The organism is Pseudomonas sp. FG98 (assembly GCF_057808595.1).
In genome coordinates this window covers 1-25822 of sequence record NZ_JBMDIJ010000083.1, presented here as the reverse complement: position 1 = coordinate 25822, position 25822 = coordinate 1, and the positions used below count along the sequence as shown (strand labels likewise).

Sequence of the window (25822 nt, the reverse complement as noted above, 5' to 3'; positions counted from 1 at the left end):
GGCAGAAGAAAGGCCAGGCAAAGCTGACGAAGAGAGGCGACTCAGAAGTACGACGTCTGCTGCATAACGCAGCAATGTCGGCCAGTCGTTCACCGAGGTGGAAGTCCTATTACCAGACTCGGCGTGACGGCAAATACTCAACGACTCAAGCCTTGGTTATGTTGGCCCGCAAGCTGGCTCGGGTGGTATTCGCCTTGCTAAAAAGCGGAGACGAGTACCAACCGAAAACAGCCTAAAAATGCTTGGCCAAAACCATAGAATCTCCCACAGGGTCTGTGTTACGCCTGATTGAGTTGTGTAGATACCCATGCAGCGATGAGGCCAGTAGCAACAGAGCAAATTCAGTGACAAACGTCGGCAATCGCCGCAGCCAGGACATCCAGCCGCTGTTCATCGGCACCTGCGACATTCGCCCGCCCGGTCCCGACCATATAGACGCTATGCCGCTCGCGTAGCGCCGCCACCTGCTGCGGCGACAGCCCGGTATAGGAGAACATCCCGCGCTGCCGGGCGATATGCGCGAACCGCTCACCCAATCCATGGGGCACCAGGGCCTCCACCAGCCCGCTGCGCAGCCGTGCGATGCGCTGGCGCATTTCCTCGACCTCGCTGATCCACAGGCCTTTCAGCTCGGGATCACCCAGGATCTCCGCCACCACTGCCGCGCCATGATCCGGCGGCGTCGACCACAGATTACGGGCGATGAATGCCAGCTGGCTGCGTACATCCAGCAACTTTTCCGGGTCATGGCTGCACACCAGCAGGGCGCCGGTGCGTTCGCGGTACAGGCCGAAGTTCTTCGAGCAGGAGCTGGTGATCAGCAGCTCGGGCAATTCGCTGGCAAACAGGCGTACTGCCCAGGCGTCTTCTTCCAGGCCGTCGCCGAAGCCTTGGTAGGCGAAGTCGATCAACGGCAGCAGCGAGCGCCGCCGCACGACCTCCAGCACCTTGCCCCAGTCGTCCCGCGACAGGTCGAAACCGGTCGGGTTGTGACAGCAGGCGTGCAGCAGGACGATATCGCCCTCGGGCGCCGCCTCCAGTGCAGCGAGCATGCCCGCCACATCGAGGCGGTTGTCCGCGCCGACGTAGGGGTAGTGACCGACCTTGAGCCCGACACCACCGAAGATGGTTTCGTGGATCGGCCAGGTCGGATTGCTCAGCCAGATTCCACGGCCCGGCAGGCAGCGCTGGATGAACTCGGCGGCCAGGCGCAGGGCGCCGGTGCCGCCAGGGGTCTGGGTTGCCCCGGCGCGATGTTCGCGCAGCAGCGACGAGTCCGCGCCCAGCACCAACTCACTGAGCAGTCGACCGAAGGCCGGATCGCCATGGCCACCGACGTAGCTCTTGCTGGCCTGGCGTTCCACCAGGCGGCGTTCGGCTTCCTTGACCGCGCGGGGGACCGGCGTCAGGCCCTGGGCGTCCTTGAACACGCCGACACCCAGGTCGAACTTGGCGGGGTTGGTGTCCTTGGCGTAGGCCTCCATCAGGCCGAGGATGGGATCACCCGGCACCCGGGTGATGGCCTGGAAGTGCATCACTTGCGCCCTTCGGCGGTCTTGGCCACTTCGTCGGTGCGTGCTGCCATGATGAAGTCGTTGCGGTGCAGGCCTTTGATCGAGTGGCTCCACCAGGTCACGGTGACCTTGCCCCATTCGGTCAGCAGGCCCGGGTGATGGCCTTCGGCTTCGGAGACCTCGCCTACGGCGTTGGTGAAGGCCAGGGCGTGCTTGAAGTTCTTGAACAGGTAGATCTTCTCCAGTTGCATGATTCCGTCGCGGACTTCGATGTTCCAGTCCGGAATCATGCGGATCAGTTCCGGCAGTTCTTCGTCGCTGACTTTCGGCGCATCGGCGCGGCAGGCTTCGCAGTGGGCTTGGGACAAGGCGTTCATAGGTAATGGCTTTCCAGATGGATTGTTATAGGAGTGCAGGGCGGCTCAGGCCGCCTTGGGTGGAAACTTGGGTGCGTGCAGGCCGAGCTGCATGGCGTGCTGGACCATGCCCATGATGTCTTCGTGGGCCAGGTCGAACAGGCGTTTCAGGTTCGGCAGGGTGAAGTACACCGGCTGCAGGATGTCGATGCGATACGGCGTGCGCATGGCTTCCAGCGGGTCGAACGGCTGATGTTCCGGCTCGTCGGAAAGACTGTAGACGGTCTCCTTCGGCGAGGACAGGATGCCGCCGCCGTAGATGCGCCGGCCTTGCGGGGTATCGATCAGGCCGAACTCGATGGTCATCCAGTACAGGCGCGCCAGGTACACGCGCTGTTCCTTGGTCGCGGCCAGGCCGAGCTTGCCGTAGGTGTGGGTGAATTCGGCGAACCAGGGGTTGGTCAGCAGTGGGCAGTGCCCGAAGATTTCGTGAAAGATGTCCGGTTCCTGCAGGTAATCCAGCTCTTCTTCCGTACGAATGAAGGTAGCCACTGGAAAGCGCTTGCTGGCGAGCAGTTCGAAAAAGGTCTGGAAGGGGATCAGCGCCGGTACCCGGGCGACTTGCCAGCCGGTGGTGGCGCCCAGCACCGCGTTGACTTCCGAGAGCTGCGGAATGCGGTCGTGGGGCAGGTTGAGCTGTTCGATGCCGTCCAGGTATTCCTGGCACGCGCGACCCTCGATCACGTTCAACTGACGAGTGATCAGGGTGTTCCACACCGCATGTTCCTGCGGCGGGTAATCGATAAAACCCTGCGCATCGGGCTCACGGGCCACGTACTGCGTCTGTTTCATGCTGCTCTCCTGCTGAGGGCTTTTATTGTTGTGTGCGGCTTGCGCCATGCCCTTAGAAATAGTCCTCCGCCGAGGGATTTGCAGCCTGGTGAGCGACGCCCGCTGGGGGCTGAGGGTGTGTTTTTTGTAACGCAGGCTTTACGGGAACGGCCGGATAGCGCAAATGCGGCTTGGTGAAGTGCTGGGAATGCCGATTTTTGTAACGTATTATTTACAAATTTTCCGGCGGTCCTTCAGAAAAATCGCCGTCCTTGTCGCTTCGCGAGACTTTTTCATGCGCATCAAAGTGCACTGCCAGAACCGCATCGGCATTCTGCGGGACATCCTCAACCTGCTCGTCGAGTACGGCATCAACGTCGCCCGCGGTGAGGTGGGTGGCGAGCACGGCAACGCGATCTACCTGCACTGTCCGAACCTGATCAACCTGCAATTCCAGGCGCTGCGCCCCAAGTTCGAGGCGATCACCGGGGTGTTCGGGGTCAAGCGGGTCGGCTTGATGCCCAGCGAACGCCGGCATATGGAGCTCAATGCCCTGCTCGGTGCCCTGGACTTCCCGGTGCTGTCCATCGATATGGGCGGCTCGATCGTCGCCGCCAACCGTGCTGCGGCACAGTTGCTCGGGGTACGGGTCGACGAAGTGCCGGGGATTCCGCTGTCGCGCTACGCCGAGGATTTCGACCTGCCGGAACTGGTGCGGGCCAACAAGGCGCGGATCAACGGCCTGCGGGTGAAGATTAGGAACGACGTGTTCCTTGCCGATATCGCCCCGTTGCAATCCGAGCACGACGACAGCGAGGCCCTGGCTGGCGCGGTGTTGACCCTGCACCGTGCCGACCGTATCGGCGAGCGTATTTACAACGTGCGCAAGCAGGAGCTGCGCGGTTTCGACAGCATTTTCCAGAGCTCACGGGTGATGGCCGCCGTGGTCCGCGAAGCGCGGCGCATGGCGCCGCTGGATGCGCCGCTGCTGATTGAGGGCGAGACCGGCACCGGCAAGGAGCTGCTGGCGCGCGCCTGTCACCTGGCCAGTCCGCGCGGGCAGGCGCCGCTGATGGCCCTCAACTGTGCCGGCCTGCCGGAATCCATGGCCGAGACCGAGCTGTTCGGCTACGGGCCGGGGGCCTTCGAGGGGGCGCGGGCCGAGGGCAAGCTGGGCCTGCTGGAGCTGACCGCCGGGGGCACGCTGTTTCTCGATGGCGTCGATGAGATGAGTCCGCGTTTGCAGGTGAAGCTGCTGCGCTTCTTGCAGGATGGCTGCTTCCGCCGGGTCGGAAGCGACGAGGAGGTTTACCTGGATGTGCGGGTGATCTGCGCGACCCAGGTGGACCTGTCCGAGCTCTGCGCCCGCGGCGAATTCCGTCAGGACCTGTATCACCGCCTGAACGTGCTGTCCCTGCATATCCCACCGCTGCGCGAATGCCTCGACGGTCTTTCGCCGCTGGTCGACCACTTCCTCGACCAGGCCAGCCGCCAGATCGGCTGCCCGCTACCGCGCCTGGCGCCGGCGGCGCTGGAGCGGCTGAGCCAGTACCACTGGCCGGGCAATGTGCGGCAACTGGAGAACGTGCTGTTCCAGGCGGTATCGCTGTGTGATGGCGGCGTGGTCAAGGCCGAGCATATTCGCTTGCCGGATTACGGCGCACGCCAGCCCCTGGGTGAGTTCTCCCTGGATGGCGATCTGGCGCAGATTGTCGGACGCTTCGAGAAGGCGGTACTTGAAGCCCTGCAGGGCGAATATCCCACCAGTCGGGCATTGGGCAAACGCCTGGGGGTTTCCCATACGACGATTGCCAACAAGTTGCGTGATTATGCAATTGGCAAGTCGGCCGAATAACCGGAAAGTTGCATTCGGCAACAGGGTTTATTAAGGGAGTATTATTTCGGGCGTGGCGCCTCTTTTAATTAAAGAGGCGCACTCGCCACGGAGGGGAAGTTAGCCGTTGGAGCAGCCGTTACCCATGACTCGGTATTCGAGGATGTGCTTCTGACCCTGGGAGTCCTCATAGGTCATACGCGCTGGAACCACTTCGCAAACGTTCGGGATCTCGCTCATGGAAATGACTTTGGCGATATCCAGATGCTGCGAGTAACTGTACTGTTCAACCGGAATCTGCTCGGCGCCGTTATTTGCCAGATCGTCGGCCATGGCCACGCCGCAAACACTACCGAGTACCAAAACCAGTAAAGCTTTCATCTTCAAATCACCTGTTCTAGGTCGAATAAGGGGGCGTAGCGCTTGTGGCGCTACGTTGCAGCAAAGTAAAAGCGGAAAGTTATCCCGGGATTAACATGCCTTCGTGGGGGCTGTAACCTGAAGTTAATCTCGTTGCCGTTGCTGGCGAGGTGAATTTTAGGGGGTGCCATCAAACTGAAACAGTCGAGGTTTTGATAAACACTGTTGGCAGATTTCGTAACAATCGCCTGGCATTTTTTGTCGGTGGATGCGGAACGCTCGTTCCAGAGCGGTTTTTTCGACGGGGCTGGCGAAAAGACCATGGCGTTACTACCAACGTCGAATGGCCCGGACGGCTCTGGTACAGTTAAAACGAGGTCATACAAAAACAACTATTACACCGAGGTAACAAAGATGAGTGCGGCTTCCCTGTACCCCGTTCGTCCCGAGGTTGCGGCGAATACCCTGACCGATGAGGCCACTTACAAGGCCATGTATCAGAAGTCGGTGATCAACCCGGACGGCTTCTGGCGTGAGCAGGCCCAGCGCCTCGACTGGATCAAGCCCTTCACCAAGGTCAAGCAGACCTCCTTCGACGACCACCACGTCGATATCAAGTGGTTCGCCGATGGCACCCTGAACGTTTCCTACAACTGCCTTGACCGTCATCTGGAAGAGCGCGGCGACCAGGTCGCAATCATCTGGGAAGGCGACGATCCTTCCGAACACCGCAACATCACCTACCGCGAACTGCACGAGCAGGTGTGCAAGTTCGCCAACGCCCTGCGTGGCCAGGACGTGCACCGTGGTGACGTGGTCACCATCTACATGCCGATGATCCCTGAAGCCGTGGTCGCCATGCTGGCCTGTGCCCGCATCGGTGCGATCCACTCCGTGGTGTTTGGCGGCTTCTCTCCGGAAGCTCTGGCCGGTCGCATCATCGACTGCAAGTCCAAGGTGGTGATCACTGCCGACGAAGGTCTGCGTGGCGGTCGCCGTACGCCGTTGAAGGCCAACGTCGACGATGCCCTGACCAACCCGGAAACCAGCAGCATCCAGAAAGTCATCGTGTGCAAGCGCACCGGTGCCGACATCAAGTGGAACCAGCACCGCGACATCTGGTACGAAGACCTGATGAAAGTGGCCGGCAGCGTTTGCGCGCCGAAGGAAATGGGCGCCGAGGAAGCGCTGTTCATCCTTTACACCTCCGGCTCCACCGGCAAGCCGAAGGGCGTGCTGCACACCACCGCCGGCTACCTGGTCTACGCGGCGATGACCCACGAGCGGGTGTTCGACTACCGCCCGGGTGAAATCTACTGGTGCACCGCCGACGTCGGTTGGGTCACCGGTCATAGCTACATCGTCTACGGCCCGCTGGCCAACGGTGCGACCACCCTGCTGTTCGAAGGCGTGCCGAACTATCCGGATATCACCCGTGTGTCGAAGATCGTCGACAAGCACAAGGTCAACGTCCTCTACACCGCGCCAACCGCGATCCGCGCCATGATGGCCGAAGGTCAGGCCGCCGTGGCCGGTGCCGATGGCTCCAGTCTGCGCCTGCTGGGCTCTGTCGGTGAGCCGATCAACCCCGAAGCCTGGAACTGGTACCACCAGACCGTCGGCAAGGAGCGTTGCCCGATCGTCGACACCTGGTGGCAGACCGAGACCGGCGGCATCCTGATCAGCCCGCTGCCAGGTGCCACGGCGCTGAAGCCGGGTTCCGCGACCCGTCCGTTCTTCGGCGTAGTACCGGCCCTGGTGGACAACCTGGGCAACCTGATCGAAGGTGCTGCCGAGGGCAACCTGGTGATCCTCGACTCCTGGCCGGGTCAGGCGCGTTCGCTGTACGGCGACCACGATCGCTTCGTCGATACCTACTTCAAGACCTTCCGCGGCATGTACTTCACCGGTGACGGCGCTCGTCGCGACGAGGACGGCTACTACTGGATCACCGGTCGCGTGGACGACGTGCTTAACGTTTCCGGGCACCGCATGGGTACCGCCGAGATCGAAAGCGCCATGGTCGCCCACCCGAAAGTCGCCGAGGCCGCGGTGGTTGGCGTGCCGCACGACATCAAGGGGCAGGGCATCTACGTCTACGTCACCCTCAACGGTGGCGAGGAGCCGAGCGAAGCGCTGCGTATCGAACTGAAGAACTGGGTGCGCAAGGAGATCGGTCCGATCGCCTCGCCGGATGTCATTCAGTGGGCGCCTGGCCTGCCGAAGACCCGCTCGGGCAAGATCATGCGGCGCATCCTGCGCAAGATCGCTACCGCCGAGTACGACGCGCTGGGCGATATCTCGACCCTGGCCGACCCGAGTGTGGTGGCGCATCTGGTGGAGACGCACAAGACCATGAACGTGGCTTGACGCACTGAGCCAGAGTTGGCTGTGTTGCTGATGGCCTCTTCGCTGGCAAGCCAGCTCCCACAGGTTTAGCGGTGCACGCGATGCCAGCGATAGGCCATCAGCACCAACACAGATGAAGGAAATCAACCCAAGGCCCTGTAAGCGATCTGCTCACAGGGCCTTGGGTTTTTTGTTACTTCGACTTTCATCGGTAACCTTTCCGTCGCCGCTTGCGTACAAAAATGGGGCGTAACGAAACGGATTCGCTCAAGCGTGGTGCGTCGGAAGATGAAATTTCCCACACCCAAACGGCTGGACTTGCCGTGATACAAGGGTTTGCCAATAATGGGCCCGGTTATTGCTTTGTTCATAGGTTATTTGTTTTTCGCTTTTGCATATTCCTCCGAAACTGTCAATATCTCCCGGCCGCTCTTCAAAGGCTTCTGTAACTACTTGTCGCTTTGAAGAAATATCGGCTTTCGAGCTGTCGTTAAAATGCCGATCACTTGCTCGTGACACCTGACCTGTGGTCCGGTCCCGCGCAGCTCTGCGTTGTACTCATTCGCATAGTGGGCAGTCGTACTGCCTGGCATTGCCCTTTACCGATTGGAGTTCCCAGATGAAGAAACTCGCATTGCTTGGCGCGCTGGCGCTGTCCGTGTTTTCCCTGGTGTCCGTGGCTGACGAAAAACCGCTGCGTATCGGCATCGAAGCCGCCTACCCACCCTTCGCCTCGAAAGCACCGGACGGCAGCATCGTCGGCTTCGACTACGACATCGGCAATGCCCTGTGCGAGCAGATGAAGGTCAAGTGCACCTGGGTCGAGCAGGAGTTCGACGGCCTGATCCCGGCGCTGAAAGTGCGCAAGATCGACGCCATCCTGTCGTCCATGTCGATCACCGAAGACCGCAAGAAGTCGGTGGACTTCACCAAGCGCTACTACCTGACCCCGGCTCGCCTGGTGATGAAGGAAGGTACCGTGATCAGCGAAGGCCTGACCGAGCTGCAAGGCAAGAAGATCGGCGTACAGCGCGGTTCGATCCATGACCGCTTCGCCAAGGAAGTCCTGGCTCCGAAAGGCGCCACCGTCGTTCCTTACGGCACCCAGAACGAAATCTACCTGGATATTACCGCCGGCCGCCTGGATGGCACCGTGGCCGATGCTACCCTGCTGGAAGACGGTTTCCTGAAGACCGACGCCGGCAAGGGCTACGCTTTCACAGGTCCGGCCTTCACCGACGCCAAGTACTTCGGCGACGGCATCGGCATCGCCGTGCGCAAGGGCGACAAGGAAAACCTGGAGCGCATCAACGCCGCCATCGATGGCATCCGTGCCAGCGGCAAGTACAAGGAAATCCAGGACAAGTACTTCAACTTCGATATCTACGGCCCTGACGCCCAGTAAGCGCCGTCGTTCCACCGCTCAATGGTGCAAGCAGCAGAAGCGCTGAGGCTTGCACCATTTTTTCATCCCTAAGGTCGAGGACCTCATCATGTTGAAAGGCTACGGGGCAGTCATCCTCGATGGAGTGTGGCTGACGCTACAGCTCGCCTTGTCGTCCATGGCCCTGGCCATCGTGCTCGGCCTGATCGGCGTGGCCCTGCGCCTGTCGCCGGTGCGCTGGCTGGCCTGGCTGGGCGATCTGTATGCCACGGTGATCCGCGGCATTCCCGATCTGGTTCTGATCCTGCTGATCTTCTACGGCGGTCAGGACATCCTCAACCGTGTCGCGCCGCTGCTCGGTCACGACGAGTACATCGATCTCAATCCGCTGGTCGCGGGTATCGGCACCCTGGGCTTCATCTTCGGTGCCTACCTGTCGGAAACCTTCCGTGGCGCCTTCATGGCCATCCCGAAAGGCCAGGCCGAGGCCGGGATGGCCTACGGCATGAGCAGCCTGCAGGTGTTCTTCCGCGTGCTGGTGCCGCAGATGATCCGCCTGGCGATTCCCGGCTTCACCAACAACTGGCTGGTACTGACCAAGGCCACCGCACTGATTTCGGTGGTGGGTCTGCAGGACATGATGTTCAAGGCCAAGCAGGCGGCCGACGCCACCCGCGAGCCGTTCACCTTCTACCTGGCGGTAGCCGCGTTGTACCTGGTGATCACCAGCGTCTCGCTGCTGGCCCTGCGTTACCTGGAAAAGCGCTACTCGGTTGGCGTAAAGGCGGCTGAACTATGATTTTCGACTACAACGTCATCTGGGAAGCCTTGCCGCTGTACCTGGGCGGGCTGCTGACCACCCTCAAGCTGCTGGCGATCTCGCTGTTCTTCGGCCTGCTCACGGCGATCCCGCTGGGTCTGATGCGGGTCTCGAAGCAGCCGCTGGTCAACGGCGCCGCCTGGCTCTACACCTACGTCATCCGCGGTACGCCGATGCTGGTGCAGCTGTTCCTGATCTACTACGGGCTGGCCCAGTTCGAAGCCGTCCGCGAGAGCTTCCTCTGGCCATGGCTGTCCAGCGCGACCTTCTGTGCCTGCCTGGCCTTTGCCATCAACACCAGTGCCTATACCGCGGAAATCATCGCCGGCAGCCTCAAGGCCACGCCCCATGGCGAGATCGAGGCGGCCAAGGCGGTGGGTATGTCGCGCTACAAGATGTACCGCCGCATCCTCCTGCCGTCGGCCCTGCGCCGGGCGCTGCCGCAGTACAGCAACGAAGTGATCATGATGCTGCAGACCACCAGCCTGGCCTCCATCGTGACCCTGATCGACATCACCGGTGCCGCGCGGACCGTCAATGCCCAGTACTACCTGCCGTTCGAGGCCTACATCACCGCCGGCGTGTTCTACCTGTGCCTGACCTTCATCCTGGTCCGCCTGTTCAAGCTTGCCGAACGCCGCTGGCTCGGCTACCTGGCGCCGCGCAAGGGCTGATGCCCGCGGCTAATTCATTCGCGTGTCCACGCCCGAAGGCTTTGTGAGAACCGACAGCATGTACAAACTAGAAATCCAGGACCTGCATAAACGCTACGGCAGCCATGAAGTGCTCAAGGGCGTCTCCCTGGCCGCCAAGGCCGGCGACGTGATCAGCATCATCGGCTCCAGCGGTTCGGGCAAAAGTACCTTCCTGCGCTGCATCAACCTGCTGGAGCAGCCTCATGCCGGCAAGATCCTGCTCAACAACGAAGAGCTGAAGCTGGTACCGAACAAGGACGGCGCGCTCAAGGCCGCCGATCCCAAGCAGTTGCAGCGCATGCGTTCGCGGCTGTCGATGGTGTTCCAGCATTTCAACCTGTGGTCGCACATGACCGCCCTGGAAAACATCATCGAAGCGCCGGTGCACGTGCTCGGCGTAAGCAAGAAGGAAGCCCTGGAAAAGGCCGAGCATTACCTGGCCAAGGTCGGCGTCGCCCATCGCAAGGACGCTTACCCGGGGCATATGTCCGGCGGCGAGCAGCAGCGCGTGGCGATCGCTCGCGCTCTGGCGATGGAGCCGGAAGTGATGCTGTTCGACGAGCCGACCTCGGCCCTCGACCCAGAGCTGGTGGGCGACGTGTTGAAGGTCATGCAGTCGCTGGCCCAGGAAGGCCGGACCATGGTGGTGGTGACTCACGAAATGGGCTTTGCCCGCGAGGTTTCCAACCAGTTGGTGTTCCTGCACAAAGGGCTGGTGGAGGAGAGCGGCAATCCGCGCGAAGTGCTGGTCAGCCCTCAATCGGAGCGTTTGCAGCAGTTCCTGTCGGGCAGCCTGAAATAAACTGCGGATTTTTCTGACTGCCGCTTTGCACCAAAGTAGGTCATGCTGCGCCACCCGCGCAGCGTGTGCCGGGCAAGCTTTCCCCCGTCTATCCTGACGGGCATCAGACTCACTTCAGGTTTCGGACCCAACCCCATGACCACCCAGCGAATCGGTTTTCTCATCTGGCCCAGCACCAAGGCCCTGACCCTGGCGCTGGCGGAAGAGGTGTTGCGAGTGGCGCAGAAGGTCCACCCGGACGTGACCTACGAGTTGGCCTTCCTCCAGGCCGAGCCGCCGACCGAGGGCGACTGGCGTCTGCCGGGCGAGCCGTGGACCGGGCGCCTGGACAATTGCCAGAAACTGTTCCTGCTCGCCGATGAGCCGCCGCTGGCGGTGGGGGCTGCGTTGGGTGCTGCGCTCAAGCAACTGGTGCGTTCCGGTTGCGTGGTCGGTGGTCTGTCGGCAGGGGTCTATCCGCTGGCGCAACTGGGCTTGCTGGATGGCTATCGCGCCGCCGTGCACTGGCGCTGGCAGGACGATTTTGCCGAGCGTTTCCCCAAGGTCATCGCCACCAGTCATCTGTTCGACTGGGATCGCGATCGCCTGACCGCCTGCGGCGGCATGTCGGTGGTGGACCTGCTGCTGGCGGTGCTGGCCCGGGATCACGGTGCCGAGCTGGCCGGGGCGGTGTCCGAGGAACTGGTGGTCGAGCGTATCCGCGAGGGTGGTGAGCGCCAGCGCATTCCGTTGCAGAACCGCCTGGGTTCGAGTCATCCGAAGCTGACCCAGGCTGTGCTGCTGATGGAAGCCAATATCGAAGAGCCGCTGACCACCGACGAAATCGCCCAGCATGTCTGTGTGTCGCGCCGGCAGCTTGAGCGGATCTTCAAGCAGTACCTCAATCGCGTGCCGAGCCAGTACTACCTGGAGCTGCGCCTGAACAAGGCACGGCAGATGCTGATGCAGACCAGCAAGTCGATCATCCAGATCGGTCTGTCCTGTGGCTTCTCTTCGGGGCCGCATTTCTCCAGTGCCTATCGCAACTTCTTTGGTGCCACGCCGCGGGAAGATCGCAATCAGCGGCGTAGCAGTTCGCCTTTCGAGCTCTCCTCGGTGCCTGCCGAGCGCGGGTGACCTTCAGGGCCTCATCGCCGGCAACGCCGGCTCCTACAGGGAAAGCGAGCACCGCAGTACCTTGTGGGAGCCGGCATTGCCGGCGATGAGGTCCTCAGACTCACCGAAAAACCAGCAGACACCCCACCAATCATCGAACACCTTGAATTTCCTGCCTTTCCCGCCTTCCAGCCACTCCCCGCCAGCCCCCCGCACCGTTTAAACTGCGCCTTTGCGAAGCTATATGTCGCATTGCCGAAAGCCTTGGAAAAACAGGGTTTGGCGCTATAAGAAGTTGTCGCTTGGCGACAAGGCCAAGTGTTCATCTCTCCTTACAATCCCCCCATCGCTCGCCAGTTCCAGGCAGGCGTTCCTCTTCAGGAGACTCCGATGTCCGTTGAGCAAGTTCCGGTGCAACGCGCCGATTTCGACCAGGTAATGGTTCCCAACTATGCGCCAGCCGCCTTCATTCCCGTGCGCGGCGCCGGTTCCCGAGTCTGGGACCAGTCGGGCCGTGAGCTGATCGATTTCGCCGGCGGCATCGCCGTTAACGTGCTGGGGCATGCCCATCCGGCATTGGTCAGCGCGCTGACCGAACAGGCCAACAAGCTGTGGCATGTGTCCAACGTCTTCACCAACGAGCCGGCCCTGCAGCTGGCGCGCAAGCTGGTCGACGCGACCTTCGCCGACCGTGCGTTCTTCTGCAACTCCGGCGCCGAGGCCAACGAGGCCGCGTTCAAGCTGGCCCGCCGTGTCGCCCACGACCGCTTCGGCCCGGAAAAACACGAGATCATCGCCACCGTCAACAGCTTCCACGGCCGCACCCTGTTCACCGTGAGCGTTGGCGGCCAGCCGAAGTATTCCGACGGCTTCGGTCCGAAGATCACAGGCATCAGCCATGTGCCGTACAACGACCTGGAAGCACTGAAAGCGCAGATTTCCGACAAGACCTGCGCCGTGGTGATCGAGCCGATCCAGGGCGAGAGCGGTGTGGTGCCGGCTGACCAGGCCTACCTGGAAGGCGCCCGCGCCCTGTGCGACCAGTACAACGCCCTGCTGATCTTCGACGAAGTACAGACCGGTGTCGGTCGTACCGGTCACCTCTATGCCTACCAGCACTACGGCGTGATCCCGGACATCCTGTCCAGCGCCAAGAGCCTGGGCGGCGGTTTCCCGATCGGTGCGATCCTGACCACCGACGCACTGGCCAAGCACCTGGCCGTCGGCACCCACGGCACCACCTATGGCGGCAACCCGCTGGCCTGTGCTGTTGCCAACGCGGTGCTGGATATCGTCAACACCCCTGAAGTGCTGAGCGGCGTCAAGGCCAAGCACCAGCGCTTCAAGTCGCGCCTGGAGCAGATTGGCGAGAAGTACGGCCTGTTCAGCCAGGTCCGCGGTATGGGCCTGCTGATCGGCTGCGTACTGACCGACGCCTGGAAGGGCAAGGCCAAGGACGTGTTCAACGCCGCCGAGCAGGAAGGCCTGATGGTCTTGCAGGCAGGTCCGGACGTGGTCCGTTTCGCCCCGAGCCTGGTGGTCGAGGATGCCGATATCGACGAAGGCCTGGACCGCTTCGAGCGCGCTGCCGCCAAGCTGACCCAAGCCTGATTCGCCCCCGCTGTACCTTCGCCGGCCGCTGATGCGGCTGGCGAACCGATTCCGTGGCCTGCGCCCAAGGTGCGCACGCCGCTTTTTTTGCGCCGACGAAGCCGTCGGCCCGTATACCCGAAAGGAGTGACACCATGCTGGTGATGCGCCCCGCGCAAATGGCTGACCTGGATGAAGTACAGCGTCTGGCTGCGGACAGTCCCATTGGTGTCACGTCCCTGCCGGACGATGCCGGTCGCCTGGGTGACAAGATTTCCGCTTCGGAAACCTCCTTCGCTGCCGAAGTCAGTTTCAATGGCGAAGAGAGCTACTTCTTCGTCCTCGAGGACTCCGCCACCGGCAAGCTGGTCGGCTGCTCGGCCATCGTCGCTTCGGCCGGCTACTCCGAGCCGTTCTACAGCTTTCGCAACGAGACCTTCGTGCACGCGTCCCGCGAGCTGAAGATCCACAACAAGATCCACGTCCTGTCGCAGTGCCATGACCTTACCGGCAACAGCCTGCTGACCAGTTTCTATGTGCTGCCGGAACTGGTGAACACCGGCTGGGCCGAGCTCAATTCCCGCGGCCGCCTGCTGTTCATGGCCTCGCACCCCGAGCGTTTCGCCGAGTCGGTGGTGACCGAGATCGTCGGCTACAGCGACGAGAATGGCGACTCGCCGTTCTGGGACGCGATCGGACGCAACTTCTTCGATCTCAACTATGCCGAGGCCGAGCGCCTGTGCGGCCTGAAGAGCCGCACCTTCCTCGCCGAGCTGATGCCGCATTACCCGATCTACGTGCCGTTGCTGCCGGACGAGGCCCAGGAGGCCATGGGCCAGGTCCATCCGCGGGCGCAGATCACCTTCGACATCCTGATGCGCGAAGGCTTCGAGACCGATCACTACATCGATATTTTCGACGGCGGCCCGACCCTGCATGCGCGGGTGTCTGGCATCCGTTCGATTGCCCAGAGCCGGGTCGTACCGGTCAAGCTGCAGGAGCAGCCGACCAAGGGCGGCCGTCAATACCTGGTCACCAACGGCCAGTTGCAGGACTACCGCGCGGTACTGCTGGAACTGGACTGGGTGCCGGGCAAGCCCGTCTACCTGAGCCAGGAAGCCGTCGAGGCGCTAGGCGTTGGCGAAGGTGCCAGCGTGCGCCTGGTCGCGGTTTGATAGTGCGATTTGGGTATTGAGAGCCACCGGCCGAGTTTCGCGGGCGCCCACAGCGCGCCTGCCCGAGGAGATAGCATGATCGTTCGTCCCGTACGCAGCAGCGACCTACCGGCGCTGATCGAGCTGGCGCGCAGCACCGGCACCGGCCTGACCACCTTGCCGGCCAACGAGGACCGCCTGGCCCATCGGGTCGGCTGGGCCGAGAAGACCTTCCGCGGCGAGGCCGAGCGTGGCGATGCCGACTACCTGTTCGTGCTGGAGAACGATGCCGGCGAAGTGGTCGGCATTTCCGCCATCGCCGGCGCCGTCGGCCTGCGCGAGCCCTGGTACAACTACCGGGTCGGCCTGACCGTCAGCGCCTCCCAGGAGCTGAATATCTATCGGGAAATCCCGACCCTGTTCCTGGCCAACGACCTGACCGGCAACTCCGAGCTGTGCTCGCTGTTCCTGCGTGCCGACAGCCGCACTGGCCTCAACGGCCGTCTGCTGTCCAAGGCGCGGATGCTGTTCATCGCCGAATTCCCCGAGCTGTTCGGCAACAAGATCATCGCCGAGATGCGCGGCATGTCCGACCAGCAGGGTCGCTCGCCGTTCTGGGAGAGCCTGGGCCGGCACTTCTTCAAGATGGAATTCAGTCAGGCCGACTACCTCACCGGCGTCGGCAACAAGGCTTTCATTGCCGAGCTGATGCCCAAGTTCCCGCTCTATACCTGCTTTCTCTCCGAGGCGGCGCGCAATGTGATCGGTCGCGTTCACAGCGATACCGAGCCGGCGCTGACCATGCTCAAGAGCGAAGGCTTCAGCTATCAGGGCTACGTCGACATCTTCGACGCCGGCCCGGCCATCGAGTGCGAAACCCGGCGGATCCGCGCCGTGCGCGACAGCCAGCCGCTGGTGCTGGCGATCGGCACGCCGGGCGATGACGCCACGCCTTTCATCATCCACAACCGCAAGCGCGAAGACTGCCGCATTGCCGCAGCACCTGCGCGTCTGGCCGCCGGCACCCTGGTGGTCGATCCGCAGACCGCCAAGCGCTTGCGCCTGAGCGCCGGCGACCAGGTGCGCGCCGTTGCACTGTCCGCTCCCCGGGAGGCCAACCAATGACCACTCACTACATCGCTGGCCAATGGCTGGCCGGTCAGGGCGACGCCCTGCGATCCCTTGACCCGGTCACCCAGGCGGTGGTCTGGGCAGGGCAGGGCGCCAATGCCGCCCAGGTCGAACAGGCCGTTGCCGCTGCGCGCCAGGCGTTTCCGGGTTGGGCGCGGCAGTCGCTGGACATGCGGATTTCCGTGCTGGAAGCCTTTGCCGCACAACTGAAGGCCAATGCCGACGAATTGGCCCGCTGCATCGGCGAGGAAACCGGCAAGCCGCTGTGGGAAGCCGCCACCGAAGTGACCAGCATGGTCAACAAGGTCGCCATCTCGGTACAGAGCTACCGCGAGCGCACCGGTGAGAAGAGCGGCCCGTTGGCCGATGCCACCGCCGTCTTGCGCCACAAGCCCCATGGCGTGGTGGCGGTGTTTGGCCCCTACAACTTCCCCGGCCACCTGCCCAATGGCCACATCGTTCCGGCGCTGCTGGCGGGTAACGCGGTGGTGTTCAAGCCGAGCGAGCTGACCCCGAAGGTCGCCGAGCTGACGGTGAAATGCTGGGTCGACGCCGGTCTGCCGGCGGGGGTGCTCAACCTGGTGCAGGGCGCCCGGGAAACAGGTGTGGCCCTGGCCGCCAACCCGGGCATCGACGGACTGTTCTTCACCGGATCCAGCCGTACCGGCAACCTGCTGCATCAACAATTCTCCGGACGCCCGGACAAGATCCTGGCCCTGGAAATGGGCGGCAACAACCCGCTGGTGGTGGATGAGGTCAAGGACCTGGATGCCGCCGTCTATACCATCATCCAGTCGGCCTTCATCTCCGCCGGTCAACGCTGCACTTGCGCCCGTCGCCTGCTGGTGCCGCAGGGTGCATGGGGCGATCGCCTGCTGGCCCGCCTGGTCGAGGTCAGCAAGAACATTGCGGTCGGCAGGTTCGACCAGCAGCCGGCGCCGTTCATGGGCTCCGTGGTGTCCCTCGGTGCGGCCAGGGCGCTGATGGATGCGCAAGCGAATCTGCTGGCCAATGGCGCGACCGCCCTGCTGGAAATGACCCAGCCAGAGGCGACGGCTGCACTGCTGACCCCGGGCATCCTCGATGTTTCCGCCGTGGCCGATCGCCCGGACGAAGAATTCTTCGGGCCTTTGCTGCAAGTGATCCGCTATGCCGACTTCCCGGCTGCCATTGCCGAGGCCAACAACACCCAGTACGGCCTCGCCGCCGGCCTGTTGTCGGACTCCCATGCGCGTTACCAGCAGTTCTGGCTGGAAAGCCGTGCCGGCATCGTCAACTGGAACAAGCAACTGACCGGCGCCGCCAGCAGCGCGCCGTTCGGTGGCGTCGGCGCCAGCGGCAATCACCGCGCCAGTGCCTATTACGCGGCGGACTATTGCGCCTACCCGGTCGCCTCGCTGGAAACCGCCAGCCTGGTCCTGCCCGCTACGCTGACGCCCGGCGTCGCCCTATAACAACAGGTTCACGGAGCCTTGACCGATGAAATCGTTTGAAGTGAATTTTGATGGGTTGGTCGGACCGACCCATAACTACGGCGGCCTGTCCTACGGCAACGTGGCTTCGCAGAGCAACAGCCAGCAGGGTTCCAACCCGCGTGAGGCGGCGCGTCAGGGCCTGGCCAAGATGAAGGCCCTGGCCGACATGGGCTTCAAGCAAGGCGTGCTGGCACCGCAGGAGCGCCCGGATGTGGCGGCGTTGCGCCGCCTCGGCTTCAGTGGCAGCGATGCCGAAGTCATCCAGCGCGCGGCGAAGGAAGCCATGCCGCTGCTGGTCGCCAGTTGCTCGGCGTCGAGCATGTGGGTGGCCAACGCCGCCACCGTCAGCCCGAGCGCCGACACTGCCGACGGCCGCGTGCATTTCACCGCCGCCAACCTCAACTGCAAATACCACCGCAGCATCGAGCACCCGACCACCAGCCGCGTGCTCGGGGCGATGTTCGCCGACCAGCAGCGCTTCGCCCATCACGCCGCCTTGCCGGCCGTGGCCCAGTTCGGTGACGAAGGTGCAGCCAACCACACCCGCTTCTGCCGTGCCTACGGCGAGCCTGGGGTCGAGTTCTTCGTCTTCGGTCGCAGCGCTTTCGATACTCGCTACCCGGCACCACAGAAATACCCGGCGCGGCAGACCCTGGAGGCCTCGCAAGCCGTGGCCCGCCTGCACGGCCTGAGTGATGACGGCGTGGTCTATGCTCAGCAGAATCCGGCGGTGATCGATCAGGGCGTGTTCCATAACGACGTGATCGCCGTGGGTAACGGCGAGGTGCTGTTCTACCACGAGGACGCGTTCCTCGAGACCGAGCGTTTGCTCGCCGAGTTGAAGGACAAGCTGGCCCGGCGCGGCGGCAACTTCAAGGCTATCTGTGTGCCGCGTGCCCAGGTGACGGTGGAGGATGCGGTGCGCTCCTACCTGTTCAACAGCCAGCTGCTGTCCCGTGACGACGGTTCCATGCTGCTGGTGGTGCCGGAAGAATGCCGCAACAACGAGCGGGTTTGGGCCTACCTGAACGGCCTGACCGCCCAGGGCGGCGCGATTGCCGAGGTGCGAGTGTTCGACCTCAAGCAGAGCATGCAGAACGGCGGTGGCCCGGCTTGCCTGCGCCTGCGCGTGGCACTGAATGAAACTGAGCTGGCGGCGGTCAATCCAGGGGTTATCATGACCGCCCCGCTGTACGACACCCTGACCCAATGGGTCGACAAGCACTACCGTGACCGCCTCGTCGAACGTGACCTGGCCGATCCGCAACTGCTGGTGGAGTGCCGTACGGCTCTGGATGAACTGACCCGGATTCTCAAGCTGGGCTCGGTCTATCCCTTCCAACTCAATCCCTGAAAGAGCACTTGAACATGTCCGACGCCCTGCAACTGATCCTTGAAGACGAAGATGGCAACCAGCGTGAAGCCTCCACCAGCCGCTTTGCGGTGATCTGGCAGGGCAAGGAAGTGTGGATCCAGCAGGACGGTCGCGGTCAGTTGCTGATCGGTGTCGACGTCGAGGAAGGCGATAGCGAGTACGCCAACCTGCTGCTGCGTCCGCTGGCGACCAACCTGGTCAGCCTGCAACTGGAAATGGAGCCGGCCGATGCCGGCGACGATGACGATCACGTCCACGGTCCCGATTGCGGACATCATCACTAAGGAATACGCCCCATGCTCTCCCTCGGCAAACTGCTTGATCTGACCCTGGTCGGCCGCGAACCGGCCGAGAAGACCCAGACCACGGTGCAGGGCACGCGTTTGCGCTGGCTGGCCGAGGGAGCGCTGGAAGTACGGCCGCCGGAGTCGCAGGACAATGGTCTGGACGTCCTGCTGTCGGCCGGCATCCACGGTAATGAAACCGCGCCCATCGAGCTGCTCGACGATTTGCTCGGGCGGATCGCCAAGGGTGAGGTGAAGCCACGGGCGCGGATTCTGTTCCTGTTCGGCAACCCCGAGGCGATCCGTCGTGGTGAGCGGTATATCGAGCAGGACGTCAACCGCCTGTTCAATGGCCGTCATGAGCTGTCCAGTGGTGCGGAAGCCCTGCGCGCTGGCGACCTGGAGCATCTGGCGGCGACCTTCTTCAGTGTTCCGGGGCGCACCCGGTTGCACTACGACCTGCATACCGCGATTCGTGGTTCGAAGATCGAGCAGTTCGCCCTCTATCCTTATAAGGAAGGGCGCAAGCATTCCCGTCGCGAGCTGGCACGCTTGCATGCGGCCGGCATGGAAGCGGTTCTGCTGCAGAGCAAGACCTCGATCACCTTTACCGCCTATACCTACGAGCAACTGGATGCCGAGTCCTTCACCCTTGAACTGGGCAAGGCGCGGCCGTTCGGGCAGAACCAGCAGGTCAATCTCGACCGCCTGGAAGCACGGCTGATCCAGATCATCGAAGGCAGCGAGCCGGAGCAGGTGGACGGGCTGGATGGCCTGAAGCTGTTCAGCGTCTCACGGGAGATCATCAAGCACAGCGACAGCTTCCACCTGCACCTGCCGGCGGATATCGAGAACTTCTCGGAATTGTCCAAGGGCTATCTGCTGGCCGAGGACCTGGCCGAGACGCGCTGGATTGTGGAAGAGGAGGGGGCGAGGATCATCTTCCCCAATCCCAAGGTGAAGAATGGGCTGCGGGCGGGGATCCTGATCGTTCCGGCATCAACTGAAGGCTTGGGCCAGTAATACTGGCCTCATCGCTGGCAAGCCAGCTCCCACAATGTCCGCGGCGACGCAGAATCCTGTGGGAGCTGGCTTGCCAGCGATAGGGCCGGAACAGGGCAACAAAAAAAGGCCGCGGTTCTCACCGCGGCCTTCTTCATTTATACCGCCAGTTTCTGCGGCACTTCACTGCGGCGCAACGCTCGCAGTTTCAGCAGGGTATCGGCACAGGTATTCGCCGCTTCCTGCCCCTTCAACACGAAATGTTCGAAGAAGAACTTCTGGTGTTCGTCACCGGCATGGAAGTGGTGCGGGGTCAGTACCACCGAGAACACTGGTACTTCGGTTTCCAGCTGGACCTGCATCAGCCCGCTGATCACCGATTGGGCGACGAACTCGTGGCGATACAGCCCGCCATCCACCACCAGGCCGGCGGCGACGATCGCGCTGTAGCGGCCGCTGCGGGCCAGCAGCTTGGCATGCAGGGGAATTTCGAAGGCACCGCCGACTTCATAGAAGTCGATATCGCCGGCCTGATAGCCATGCTGGGCCATCTGCTCGACGAAACCCTTGCGGCTCTGATCGACAATATCCTTGTGCCAGCAAGCCTGGACGAAGGCGATACGCTCGTTGCCGTGGGCTTTGCTGTCGATTGGGGTTGCTTGCATTGAAACGGACTCCTGTTTGTATGAAAAACAGGGCATCTGGATCGAAAGGGATGGTCGTTCGCGAAAATGCGGACGAACGGACACGAGGGTGCCTATCCCGTTCTCTCTTTATCCGGACTGTGACCGTCGGCCCCGGAATCACACCGGGTCTGCTGACCTTGCAGACTTTGATCTGCAAGCGCTCGCGGGCTATGCGCAGGGTGCGCAATTACCGCCGGTGGGGAATTGCACCCCGCCCTGAGAACGTTGCCATCATGGGTGATGGCGGGGCTTTTTTTATCACAGTTTCCAATGGAAAGCATAGCCTGCTAAGCAAATCGCCCCGATTAACCTTCTTTTCATCCGTGAATGGCGGTTTGCAGCGTATAAACCCACTACAACTGGCACTCAGGCTGGCTATAATGCGGCCCTTTGCCGTCGTTTTCGTCATTTGACGCGCACATTTGCCTCAGGCCGCCGTTTCCGTGGAAGAACCTATGAAAAGCGCAGAAATCCGTGAAGCCTTCCTTCGATTCTTCGAAGAGCAGGGACACACCCGAGTCGCCTCCAGCTCCCTGATTCCGGGCAACGACCCGACCCTGCTGTTCACCAACGCCGGGATGAACCAGTTCAAGGACTGCTTCCTCGGCCAGGAAAAGCGCGCCTACACCCGCGCCGTCAGCAGCCAGAAATGCGTGCGTGCCGGCGGCAAGCACAACGACCTGGAGAACGTCGGCTACACCGCGCGTCACCACACCTTCTTCGAAATGCTGGGCAACTTCAGCTTCGGTGACTACTTCAAGCGCGACGCCATCACCTTCGCCTGGACCTTCCTGACTTCGGACAAGTGGCTGAACCTGCCGAAGGAAAAGCTCTGGGTCACCGTCTACGCCAGCGACGACGAAGCCTACGACATCTGGACCAAGGAAGTCGGCGTGCCGGCCGAGCGCATGGTCCGCATCGGCGACAACAAGGGAGCGCCGTACGCTTCCGACAACTTCTGGACCATGGGCGATACCGGCCCGTGCGGTCCCTGCACCGAGATCTTCTACGATCACGGCGCCGACATCTGGGGCGGCCCGCCCGGCTCGCCTGAAGAAGACGGCGACCGCTACATCGAGATCTGGAACAACGTCTTCATGCAGTTCAACCGTACCGCGGACGGCGTCCTGCACCCGCTGCCGGCACCTTCGGTGGACACCGGCATGGGCCTGGAGCGCATCAGTGCGGTCCTGCAGCATGTTCACTCGAACTACGAGATCGACCTGTTCCAGAGCCTGCTGGCCGCTTCGGCCAAGGCCATCGGTTGCACCGACGAAGGCCAGCCTTCGCTGAAAGTGGTGGCCGACCACATCCGTTCCTGCGGCTTCCTGATCGCCGATGGCGTGGTGCCGTCCAACGAAGGCCGTGGCTACGTGCTGCGCCGCATCGTTCGTCGCGCTTGCCGTCACGGCAACAAGCTCGGCGCCAAGGGCAGCTTCTTCTACCAGATCGTCGCCGCGCTGGTGGCCGAGATGGGCGAAGCCTTCCCTGAGCTGAAGTCGCAGCAGGCGCACATCGAGCGCGTGCTGAAGACCGAGGAAGAGCAGTTCGCCAAGACCCTGGAGCAGGGCCTGAAGATCCTCGAGCAGGACCTGGCCGACCTCAAGGGCAACGTCATTCCGGGCGAAGTGGTGTTCAAGCTGTACGACACCTACGGCTTCCCGATGGACCTGACCGCCGACATCGCTCGCGAGCGCGAGCTGAGCATCGACGAAGCCGGCTTCGAGCGCGAAATGGAAGCCCAGCGTGAGCGCGCCCGCTCCGCCAGCGCCTTCGGCCTGGACTACAACAGCCTGGTCAAGGTCGACGTCGACACCGAGTTCCTCGGCTACACCGCCACTGAAGGCAACGCAAAGATCGTCGCCCTGTACAAGGACGGCCAGTCCGTCGAGCAACTGGCTGAAGGCGAGGAGGGTGTGGTCATCCTCGATCGCACGCCGTTCTACGCCGAATCCGGTGGCCAGATTGGCGATACCGGCTATCTGCAGGCCGGTGCCGTGCGCTTCGACGTGCGCGACACTACCAAGACCGGCGGTGCCTTCCTGCACCATGGTGTGATCGCCAGCGGCAGCCTGAGCGTAGGCGCTCAGGTCGAGGCCAAGGTCGATGCCGACGTGCAGCACGCCACCTCGCTGAACCACTCCGCCACCCACCTGCTGCACGCTGCGCTGCGTGAGGTCCTGGGTGAGCACGTGCAACAGAAAGGCTCGCTGGTGAACAGCCAGCGCCTGCGTTTCGACTTCAGCCATCCGGAAGCGGTCAAGCCAGAGCAGATCAAGCAACTGGAAGAGATCGTCAACCGCGAAGTGCGCAAGAACTCCGAAGTCCAGACCGAAGAGACCGATATCGAAACCGCCAAGCAGAAAGGCGCCATGGCCCTGTTCGGCGAGAAGTACGGCGACAGCGTGCGGGTCCTGAGCATGGGCGGCGATTTCTCCGTCGAGCTGTGTGGCGGTATCCATGCCAAGCGCACCGGTGATATCGCGGTGTTCAAGATTGTCAGCGAAGGCGGCGTGGCTTCCGGTGTGCGTCGTATCGAAGCGGTCACCGGTGCTGCTGCACTGGCCTACCTGAACGGTGCCGAAGAGCAGCTCAAGGAAGCCGCGCAACTGGTCAAGGGCAGCCGCGACAACCTGATCGACAAGCTGTCGGCGGTGCTCGAACGCAACCGCCAGCTGGAAAAACAGCTGGAGCAACTGCAGGCCAAGGCCGCCAGCGCCGCCGGTGACGATCTCGCCAACAGCGCGGTCGACGTCAAGGGCGTCAAGGTACTGGCCGCGCGTCTCGACGGTCAGGACGGCAAGGCCTTGCTGGCCCTGGTCGATCAATTGAAGAACAAGCTCGGCCGCGCAGTGATCCTGCTCGGCAGTGTCCACGAAGAGAAGGTCGTACTGGTCGCCGGCGTGACCAAGGACCTTACCGGCCAACTCAAAGCCGGGGATTTGATGAAGCAAGCCGCTGCGGCGGTGGGTGGCAAGGGTGGCGGTCGTCCGGACATGGCGCAAGGCGGTGGCGTGGACGCCGCTGCGCTGGACGGCGCATTGGCCCTGGCCGTGCCATTCGCAGAGCAGGGTGTCTGAGGCGCCGGCGGCCCGTCGTCTAGTGGCGGGCCGTCGGCGTTGTGTTTGTTTATTGGGTGCCCTTCACGGGCTGAGGCGGCTTTGAAATGGCGTTGATCGTACAGAAATTTGGCGGCACCTCGGTCGGCACAATCGAGCGAATCGAGCAGGTTGCCGAAAAGGTCAAGAAATTCCGCGAAGCTGGCGATGACCTGGTGGTTGTACTGTCGGCGATGAGCGGTGAAACCAACCGCCTGATCGACCTTGCCAAGCAGATCAGCGATCAGCCGGTTCCGCGTGAACTGGACGTGATCGTGTCCACCGGTGAGCAGGTGACCATCGCCTTGCTCGCCATGGCACTGATGAAGCGCGGCATTCCGGCGGTGTCCTACACCGGTAACCAGGTGCGGATTCTCACCGACAGCGCGCACAACAAGGCGCGCATCCTGCAAATCGACGACCAGAAGATCCGTGGCGACCTCAAGGCCGGCCGTGTGGTCGTGGTCGCGGGTTTCCAGGGCGTCGACGAGCAAGGCAACATCACCACCCTCGGTCGTGGCGGCTCCGACACCACCGGCGTGGCCCTGGCGGCGGCGCTGAAGGCCGACGAATGCCAGATCTACACTGATGTGGATGGCGTCTACACCACCGATCCGCGCGTGGTGTCCCAGGCCCAGCGCCTGGACAAGATCACCTTCGAAGAGATGCTGGAAATGGCCAGCCTCGGTTCCAAGGTATTGCAGATCCGTGCCGTCGAGTTCGCCGGCAAGTACAACGTTCCGCTGCGCGTGCTGCACAGCTTCCAGGAGGGTCCGGGTACCCTCATTACCATTGATGAAGAGGAATCCATGGAACAGCCGATCATTTCCGGCATCGCCTTCAACCGCGATGAAGCCAAGCTGACCATCCGTGGCGTACCGGATACTCCGGGCGTGGCTTTCAAGATCCTCGGCCCGATCAGCGCCGCGAACATCGAAGTCGACATGATCGTGCAGAACGTTTCGCACGATAACACCACCGACTTCACCTTCACCGTGCACCGCAACGACTACGCCAAGGCGCAGCAGGTGCTGGAAGCCACTGCCAGCCAGATCGGTGCTCGTGAAGTGATCGGCGACACCAAGATCGCCAAGGTCTCGATCGTCGGTGTCGGCATGCGCTCCCATGCGGGCGTTGCCAGCCGCATGTTCGAAGCCCTGGCCAAGGAGAGCATCAACATCCAGATGATCTCCACGTCCGAGATCAAGGTCTCGGTGGTCATCGAAGAGAAGTACCTGGAACTGGCTGTACGCGCTCTGCATACCGCCTTCGAGCTGGACGCTCCGGCCCGCCAGGGCGAGTAAGCGTTGTCCCCAGGGGCGCGGCCAGGCCGCGCCCCTCTTTATTTGTACCGGTGCGCGACGCGCGCTGGTCGATACCCAGGCAGAGGCCGGCAACCGTCCTGGTTGCATCCCGAAGCCCGCTTTACCTACAGACTGTTGTCCCTGAACTGAATCCCGTGAGGAGTAACGTATGCTGATTCTGACTCGTCGGTGTGCCGAAAGCCTGATTATTGGCGATGGCGAAATCACCGTGACCGTGCTCGGCGTCAAAGGAAACCAGGTGCGCATTGGCGTGAATGCGCCGAAGGAAGTGGCTGTGCACCGCGAGGAAATCTACCTGCGGATCAAGAAAGAGAAGGACGAAGAACCAAGCCTTTAATTTTTCTCGTTTTTTTTTCAAAAAAGAGTTTGCAAACGGGGAAGGCTCTGGTTATTATACGCCCCGTGTTGCGGAGAGGTGGCCGAGTGGCCGAAGGCGCTCCCCTGCTAAGGGAGTATACCTCACAAGGGTATCGGGGGTTCGAATCCCCCCTTCTCCGCCATTATTCATGTAGGGCGCTGTAATCTGGCATGAATCACTAAGTAGTTGAAAATAAACGAAAAAGTGGTTGCCAAAACGATTTAGCGAACTATAATGCGCGGCTTCAAATGCACTCGTAGCTCAGCTGGATAGAGTACTCGGCTACGAACCGAGCGGTCACAGG

The 25822-nt window shown here is 62.2% G+C and carries 23 protein-coding genes, 1 tRNA gene and 1 riboswitch; of the genes, 19 read left to right on the top strand and 5 right to left on the bottom strand.

Going from position 1 to position 25822, the window contains the following annotated elements:
- A partial coding sequence (locus tag ACODSK_RS27805) for a transposase (protein ID WP_489020659.1) occupies positions 1–236 on the top strand: 236 nt, incomplete at its 5' end.
- Between the two features lie 105 nt (positions 237–341).
- Here ACODSK_RS27805 and ACODSK_RS27800 read toward each other — a convergent pair.
- The 3 genes from ACODSK_RS27800 to phhA are packed head-to-tail and all read right to left on the bottom strand — an operon-like array spanning position 342 to position 2722.
- Complete coding sequence (locus tag ACODSK_RS27800) at positions 342–1535, bottom strand: amino acid aminotransferase (RefSeq protein ID WP_489020657.1); 1194 nt, start codon at positions 1533–1535, stop codon at positions 342–344.
- Positions 1535–1891, bottom strand: coding sequence for a 4a-hydroxytetrahydrobiopterin dehydratase (locus ACODSK_RS27795; protein ID WP_489020655.1), 357 nt, complete (start codon positions 1889–1891; stop codon positions 1535–1537). Before ACODSK_RS27795 ends, ACODSK_RS27800 begins: the two co-directional genes overlap by 1 nt.
- Positions 1892–1936: 45 nt before the next feature.
- Positions 1937–2722, bottom strand: a complete 786-nt coding sequence (phhA, locus tag ACODSK_RS27790; RefSeq protein WP_489020653.1) for a phenylalanine 4-monooxygenase — start codon at positions 2720–2722, stop codon at positions 1937–1939.
- A gap of 274 nt (positions 2723–2996) precedes the next feature.
- Here phhA and ACODSK_RS27785 point away from each other — a divergent pair, with 274 nt between their 5' ends.
- Complete coding sequence (locus ACODSK_RS27785) at positions 2997–4556, top strand: sigma-54-dependent transcriptional regulator (protein ID WP_489020651.1); 1560 nt, start codon at positions 2997–2999, stop codon at positions 4554–4556.
- A gap of 99 nt (positions 4557–4655) precedes the next feature.
- Here ACODSK_RS27785 and ACODSK_RS27780 read toward each other — a convergent pair whose 3' ends face one another.
- Positions 4656–4916 carry a DUF2790 domain-containing protein gene (locus ACODSK_RS27780; protein WP_042124467.1) on the bottom strand — a complete coding sequence of 87 codons (261 nt, stop codon included), beginning with the start codon at positions 4914–4916 and terminating at the stop codon, positions 4656–4658.
- A 393-nt stretch (positions 4917–5309) separates the two neighbouring features.
- Here ACODSK_RS27780 and acs point away from each other — a divergent pair, with 393 nt between their 5' ends.
- The 13 genes from acs to astE all read left to right on the top strand — a co-directional run bounded on the left by acs (position 5310) and on the right by astE (position 20072).
- Complete coding sequence (gene acs, locus ACODSK_RS27775) at positions 5310–7265, top strand: acetate--CoA ligase (protein WP_489020649.1); 1956 nt, start codon at positions 5310–5312, stop codon at positions 7263–7265.
- Between the two features lie 598 nt (positions 7266–7863).
- Positions 7864–8649: an ABC transporter substrate-binding protein gene (locus ACODSK_RS27770; RefSeq protein ID WP_489020648.1), complete on the top strand. Its 786-nt coding sequence runs from the start codon at positions 7864–7866 to the stop codon at positions 8647–8649.
- 88 nt (positions 8650–8737) lie between these two features.
- Positions 8738–9427 carry an ABC transporter permease gene (locus ACODSK_RS27765; protein WP_489020646.1) on the top strand — a complete coding sequence of 230 codons (690 nt, stop codon included), beginning with the start codon at positions 8738–8740 and terminating at the stop codon, positions 9425–9427.
- On the top strand, positions 9424–10122 hold the full coding sequence (locus ACODSK_RS27760; RefSeq protein ID WP_489020644.1) for an ABC transporter permease: 699 nt from the start codon (positions 9424–9426) through the stop codon (positions 10120–10122). The genes ACODSK_RS27765 and ACODSK_RS27760 overlap by 4 nt, the downstream gene beginning before the upstream one ends.
- Positions 10123–10180: 58 nt before the next feature.
- The gene (locus ACODSK_RS27755; RefSeq protein ID WP_489020642.1) at positions 10181–10945 is read left to right on the top strand and encodes an ABC transporter ATP-binding protein; all 765 of its coding nucleotides are present in this window, start codon (positions 10181–10183) and stop codon (positions 10943–10945) included.
- 135 nt (positions 10946–11080) lie between these two features.
- Entirely contained in the window at positions 11081–12061 is a 981-nt protein-coding gene (argR, locus tag ACODSK_RS27750; RefSeq protein WP_489020640.1) for a transcriptional regulator ArgR, read from the top strand.
- Between the two features lie 369 nt (positions 12062–12430).
- Positions 12431–13651: an aspartate aminotransferase family protein gene (locus ACODSK_RS27745; RefSeq protein ID WP_489020638.1), complete on the top strand. Its 1221-nt coding sequence runs from the start codon at positions 12431–12433 to the stop codon at positions 13649–13651.
- A 134-nt stretch (positions 13652–13785) separates the two neighbouring features.
- Positions 13786–14805, top strand: coding sequence for an arginine/ornithine succinyltransferase subunit alpha (gene aruF / locus ACODSK_RS27740; protein ID WP_489020636.1), 1020 nt, complete (start codon positions 13786–13788; stop codon positions 14803–14805).
- Positions 14806–14880: 75 nt separating this feature from the next.
- On the top strand, positions 14881–15909 hold the full coding sequence (astA, locus tag ACODSK_RS27735) for an arginine N-succinyltransferase (RefSeq protein WP_489020634.1): 1029 nt from the start codon (positions 14881–14883) through the stop codon (positions 15907–15909).
- Positions 15906–17369 carry a succinylglutamate-semialdehyde dehydrogenase gene (gene astD / locus ACODSK_RS27730; protein ID WP_489020633.1) on the top strand — a complete coding sequence of 488 codons (1464 nt, stop codon included), beginning with the start codon at positions 15906–15908 and terminating at the stop codon, positions 17367–17369. The genes astA and astD overlap by 4 nt, the downstream gene beginning before the upstream one ends.
- Before the next feature lie 25 nt (positions 17370–17394).
- On the top strand, positions 17395–18744 hold the full coding sequence (astB, locus tag ACODSK_RS27725) for an N-succinylarginine dihydrolase (RefSeq protein WP_489020631.1): 1350 nt from the start codon (positions 17395–17397) through the stop codon (positions 18742–18744).
- Positions 18745–18758: 14 nt separating this feature from the next.
- On the top strand, positions 18759–19049 hold the full coding sequence (locus ACODSK_RS27720) for a topoisomerase II (RefSeq protein WP_075802756.1): 291 nt from the start codon (positions 18759–18761) through the stop codon (positions 19047–19049).
- 12 nt (positions 19050–19061) lie between these two features.
- Positions 19062–20072: a succinylglutamate desuccinylase gene (astE, locus tag ACODSK_RS27715; RefSeq protein ID WP_489020629.1), complete on the top strand. Its 1011-nt coding sequence runs from the start codon at positions 19062–19064 to the stop codon at positions 20070–20072.
- Positions 20073–20209: 137 nt separating this feature from the next.
- Here astE and ACODSK_RS27710 read toward each other — a convergent pair whose 3' ends face one another.
- Positions 20210–20716, bottom strand: a complete 507-nt coding sequence (locus ACODSK_RS27710; RefSeq protein WP_489020627.1) for a 6,7-dimethyl-8-ribityllumazine synthase — start codon at positions 20714–20716, stop codon at positions 20210–20212.
- Between the two features lie 95 nt (positions 20717–20811).
- Positions 20812–20965: riboswitch (FMN riboswitch) on the bottom strand.
- Between the two features lie 227 nt (positions 20966–21192).
- Here ACODSK_RS27710 and alaS point away from each other — a divergent pair.
- The 4 genes from alaS to ACODSK_RS27690 all read left to right on the top strand — a co-directional run bounded on the left by alaS (position 21193) and on the right by ACODSK_RS27690 (position 25660).
- Positions 21193–23817 carry an alanine--tRNA ligase gene (gene alaS, locus ACODSK_RS27705; RefSeq protein ID WP_489020625.1) on the top strand — a complete coding sequence of 875 codons (2625 nt, stop codon included), beginning with the start codon at positions 21193–21195 and terminating at the stop codon, positions 23815–23817.
- A gap of 86 nt (positions 23818–23903) precedes the next feature.
- Entirely contained in the window at positions 23904–25139 is a 1236-nt protein-coding gene (locus ACODSK_RS27700; RefSeq protein ID WP_489020623.1) for an aspartate kinase, read from the top strand.
- A 169-nt stretch (positions 25140–25308) separates the two neighbouring features.
- Entirely contained in the window at positions 25309–25497 is a 189-nt protein-coding gene (csrA, locus tag ACODSK_RS27695; RefSeq protein ID WP_003175645.1) for a carbon storage regulator CsrA, read from the top strand.
- Positions 25498–25569: 72 nt separating this feature from the next.
- A tRNA-Ser gene (locus ACODSK_RS27690) sits at positions 25570–25660 on the top strand.
- Positions 25661–25822 lie beyond the last annotated feature (162 nt).

Coding starts and splice junctions, on each gene's coding strand:
- ACODSK_RS27795 (WP_489020655.1), bottom strand. CDS start 1,891: ATGAACGCCTTGTCCCAAGCCCACTGCGAAGCCTGCCGCGCCGATGCG.
- aruF (WP_489020636.1), top strand. CDS start 13,786: ATGCTGGTGATGCGCCCCGCGCAAATGGCTGACCTGGATGAAGTACAG.
- ACODSK_RS27770 (WP_489020648.1), top strand. CDS start 7,864: ATGAAGAAACTCGCATTGCTTGGCGCGCTGGCGCTGTCCGTGTTTTCC.
- phhA (WP_489020653.1), bottom strand. CDS start 2,722: ATGAAACAGACGCAGTACGTGGCCCGTGAGCCCGATGCGCAGGGTTTT.
- ACODSK_RS27765 (WP_489020646.1), top strand. CDS start 8,738: ATGTTGAAAGGCTACGGGGCAGTCATCCTCGATGGAGTGTGGCTGACG.
- astD (WP_489020633.1), top strand. CDS start 15,906: ATGACCACTCACTACATCGCTGGCCAATGGCTGGCCGGTCAGGGCGAC.
- ACODSK_RS27785 (WP_489020651.1), top strand. CDS start 2,997: ATGCGCATCAAAGTGCACTGCCAGAACCGCATCGGCATTCTGCGGGAC.
- ACODSK_RS27780 (WP_042124467.1), bottom strand. CDS start 4,916: ATGAAAGCTTTACTGGTTTTGGTACTCGGTAGTGTTTGCGGCGTGGCC.
- acs (WP_489020649.1), top strand. CDS start 5,310: ATGAGTGCGGCTTCCCTGTACCCCGTTCGTCCCGAGGTTGCGGCGAAT.
- ACODSK_RS27720 (WP_075802756.1), top strand. CDS start 18,759: ATGTCCGACGCCCTGCAACTGATCCTTGAAGACGAAGATGGCAACCAG.
- ACODSK_RS27700 (WP_489020623.1), top strand. CDS start 23,904: ATGGCGTTGATCGTACAGAAATTTGGCGGCACCTCGGTCGGCACAATC.
- ACODSK_RS27710 (WP_489020627.1), bottom strand. CDS start 20,716: ATGCAAGCAACCCCAATCGACAGCAAAGCCCACGGCAACGAGCGTATC.
- ACODSK_RS27800 (WP_489020657.1), bottom strand. CDS start 1,535: ATGCACTTCCAGGCCATCACCCGGGTGCCGGGTGATCCCATCCTCGGC.
- csrA (WP_003175645.1), top strand. CDS start 25,309: ATGCTGATTCTGACTCGTCGGTGTGCCGAAAGCCTGATTATTGGCGAT.
- ACODSK_RS27745 (WP_489020638.1), top strand. CDS start 12,431: ATGTCCGTTGAGCAAGTTCCGGTGCAACGCGCCGATTTCGACCAGGTA.
- astA (WP_489020634.1), top strand. CDS start 14,881: ATGATCGTTCGTCCCGTACGCAGCAGCGACCTACCGGCGCTGATCGAG.
- ACODSK_RS27755 (WP_489020642.1), top strand. CDS start 10,181: ATGTACAAACTAGAAATCCAGGACCTGCATAAACGCTACGGCAGCCAT.
- alaS (WP_489020625.1), top strand. CDS start 21,193: ATGAAAAGCGCAGAAATCCGTGAAGCCTTCCTTCGATTCTTCGAAGAG.
- ACODSK_RS27760 (WP_489020644.1), top strand. CDS start 9,424: ATGATTTTCGACTACAACGTCATCTGGGAAGCCTTGCCGCTGTACCTG.
- astB (WP_489020631.1), top strand. CDS start 17,395: ATGAAATCGTTTGAAGTGAATTTTGATGGGTTGGTCGGACCGACCCAT.
- argR (WP_489020640.1), top strand. CDS start 11,081: ATGACCACCCAGCGAATCGGTTTTCTCATCTGGCCCAGCACCAAGGCC.
- astE (WP_489020629.1), top strand. CDS start 19,062: ATGCTCTCCCTCGGCAAACTGCTTGATCTGACCCTGGTCGGCCGCGAA.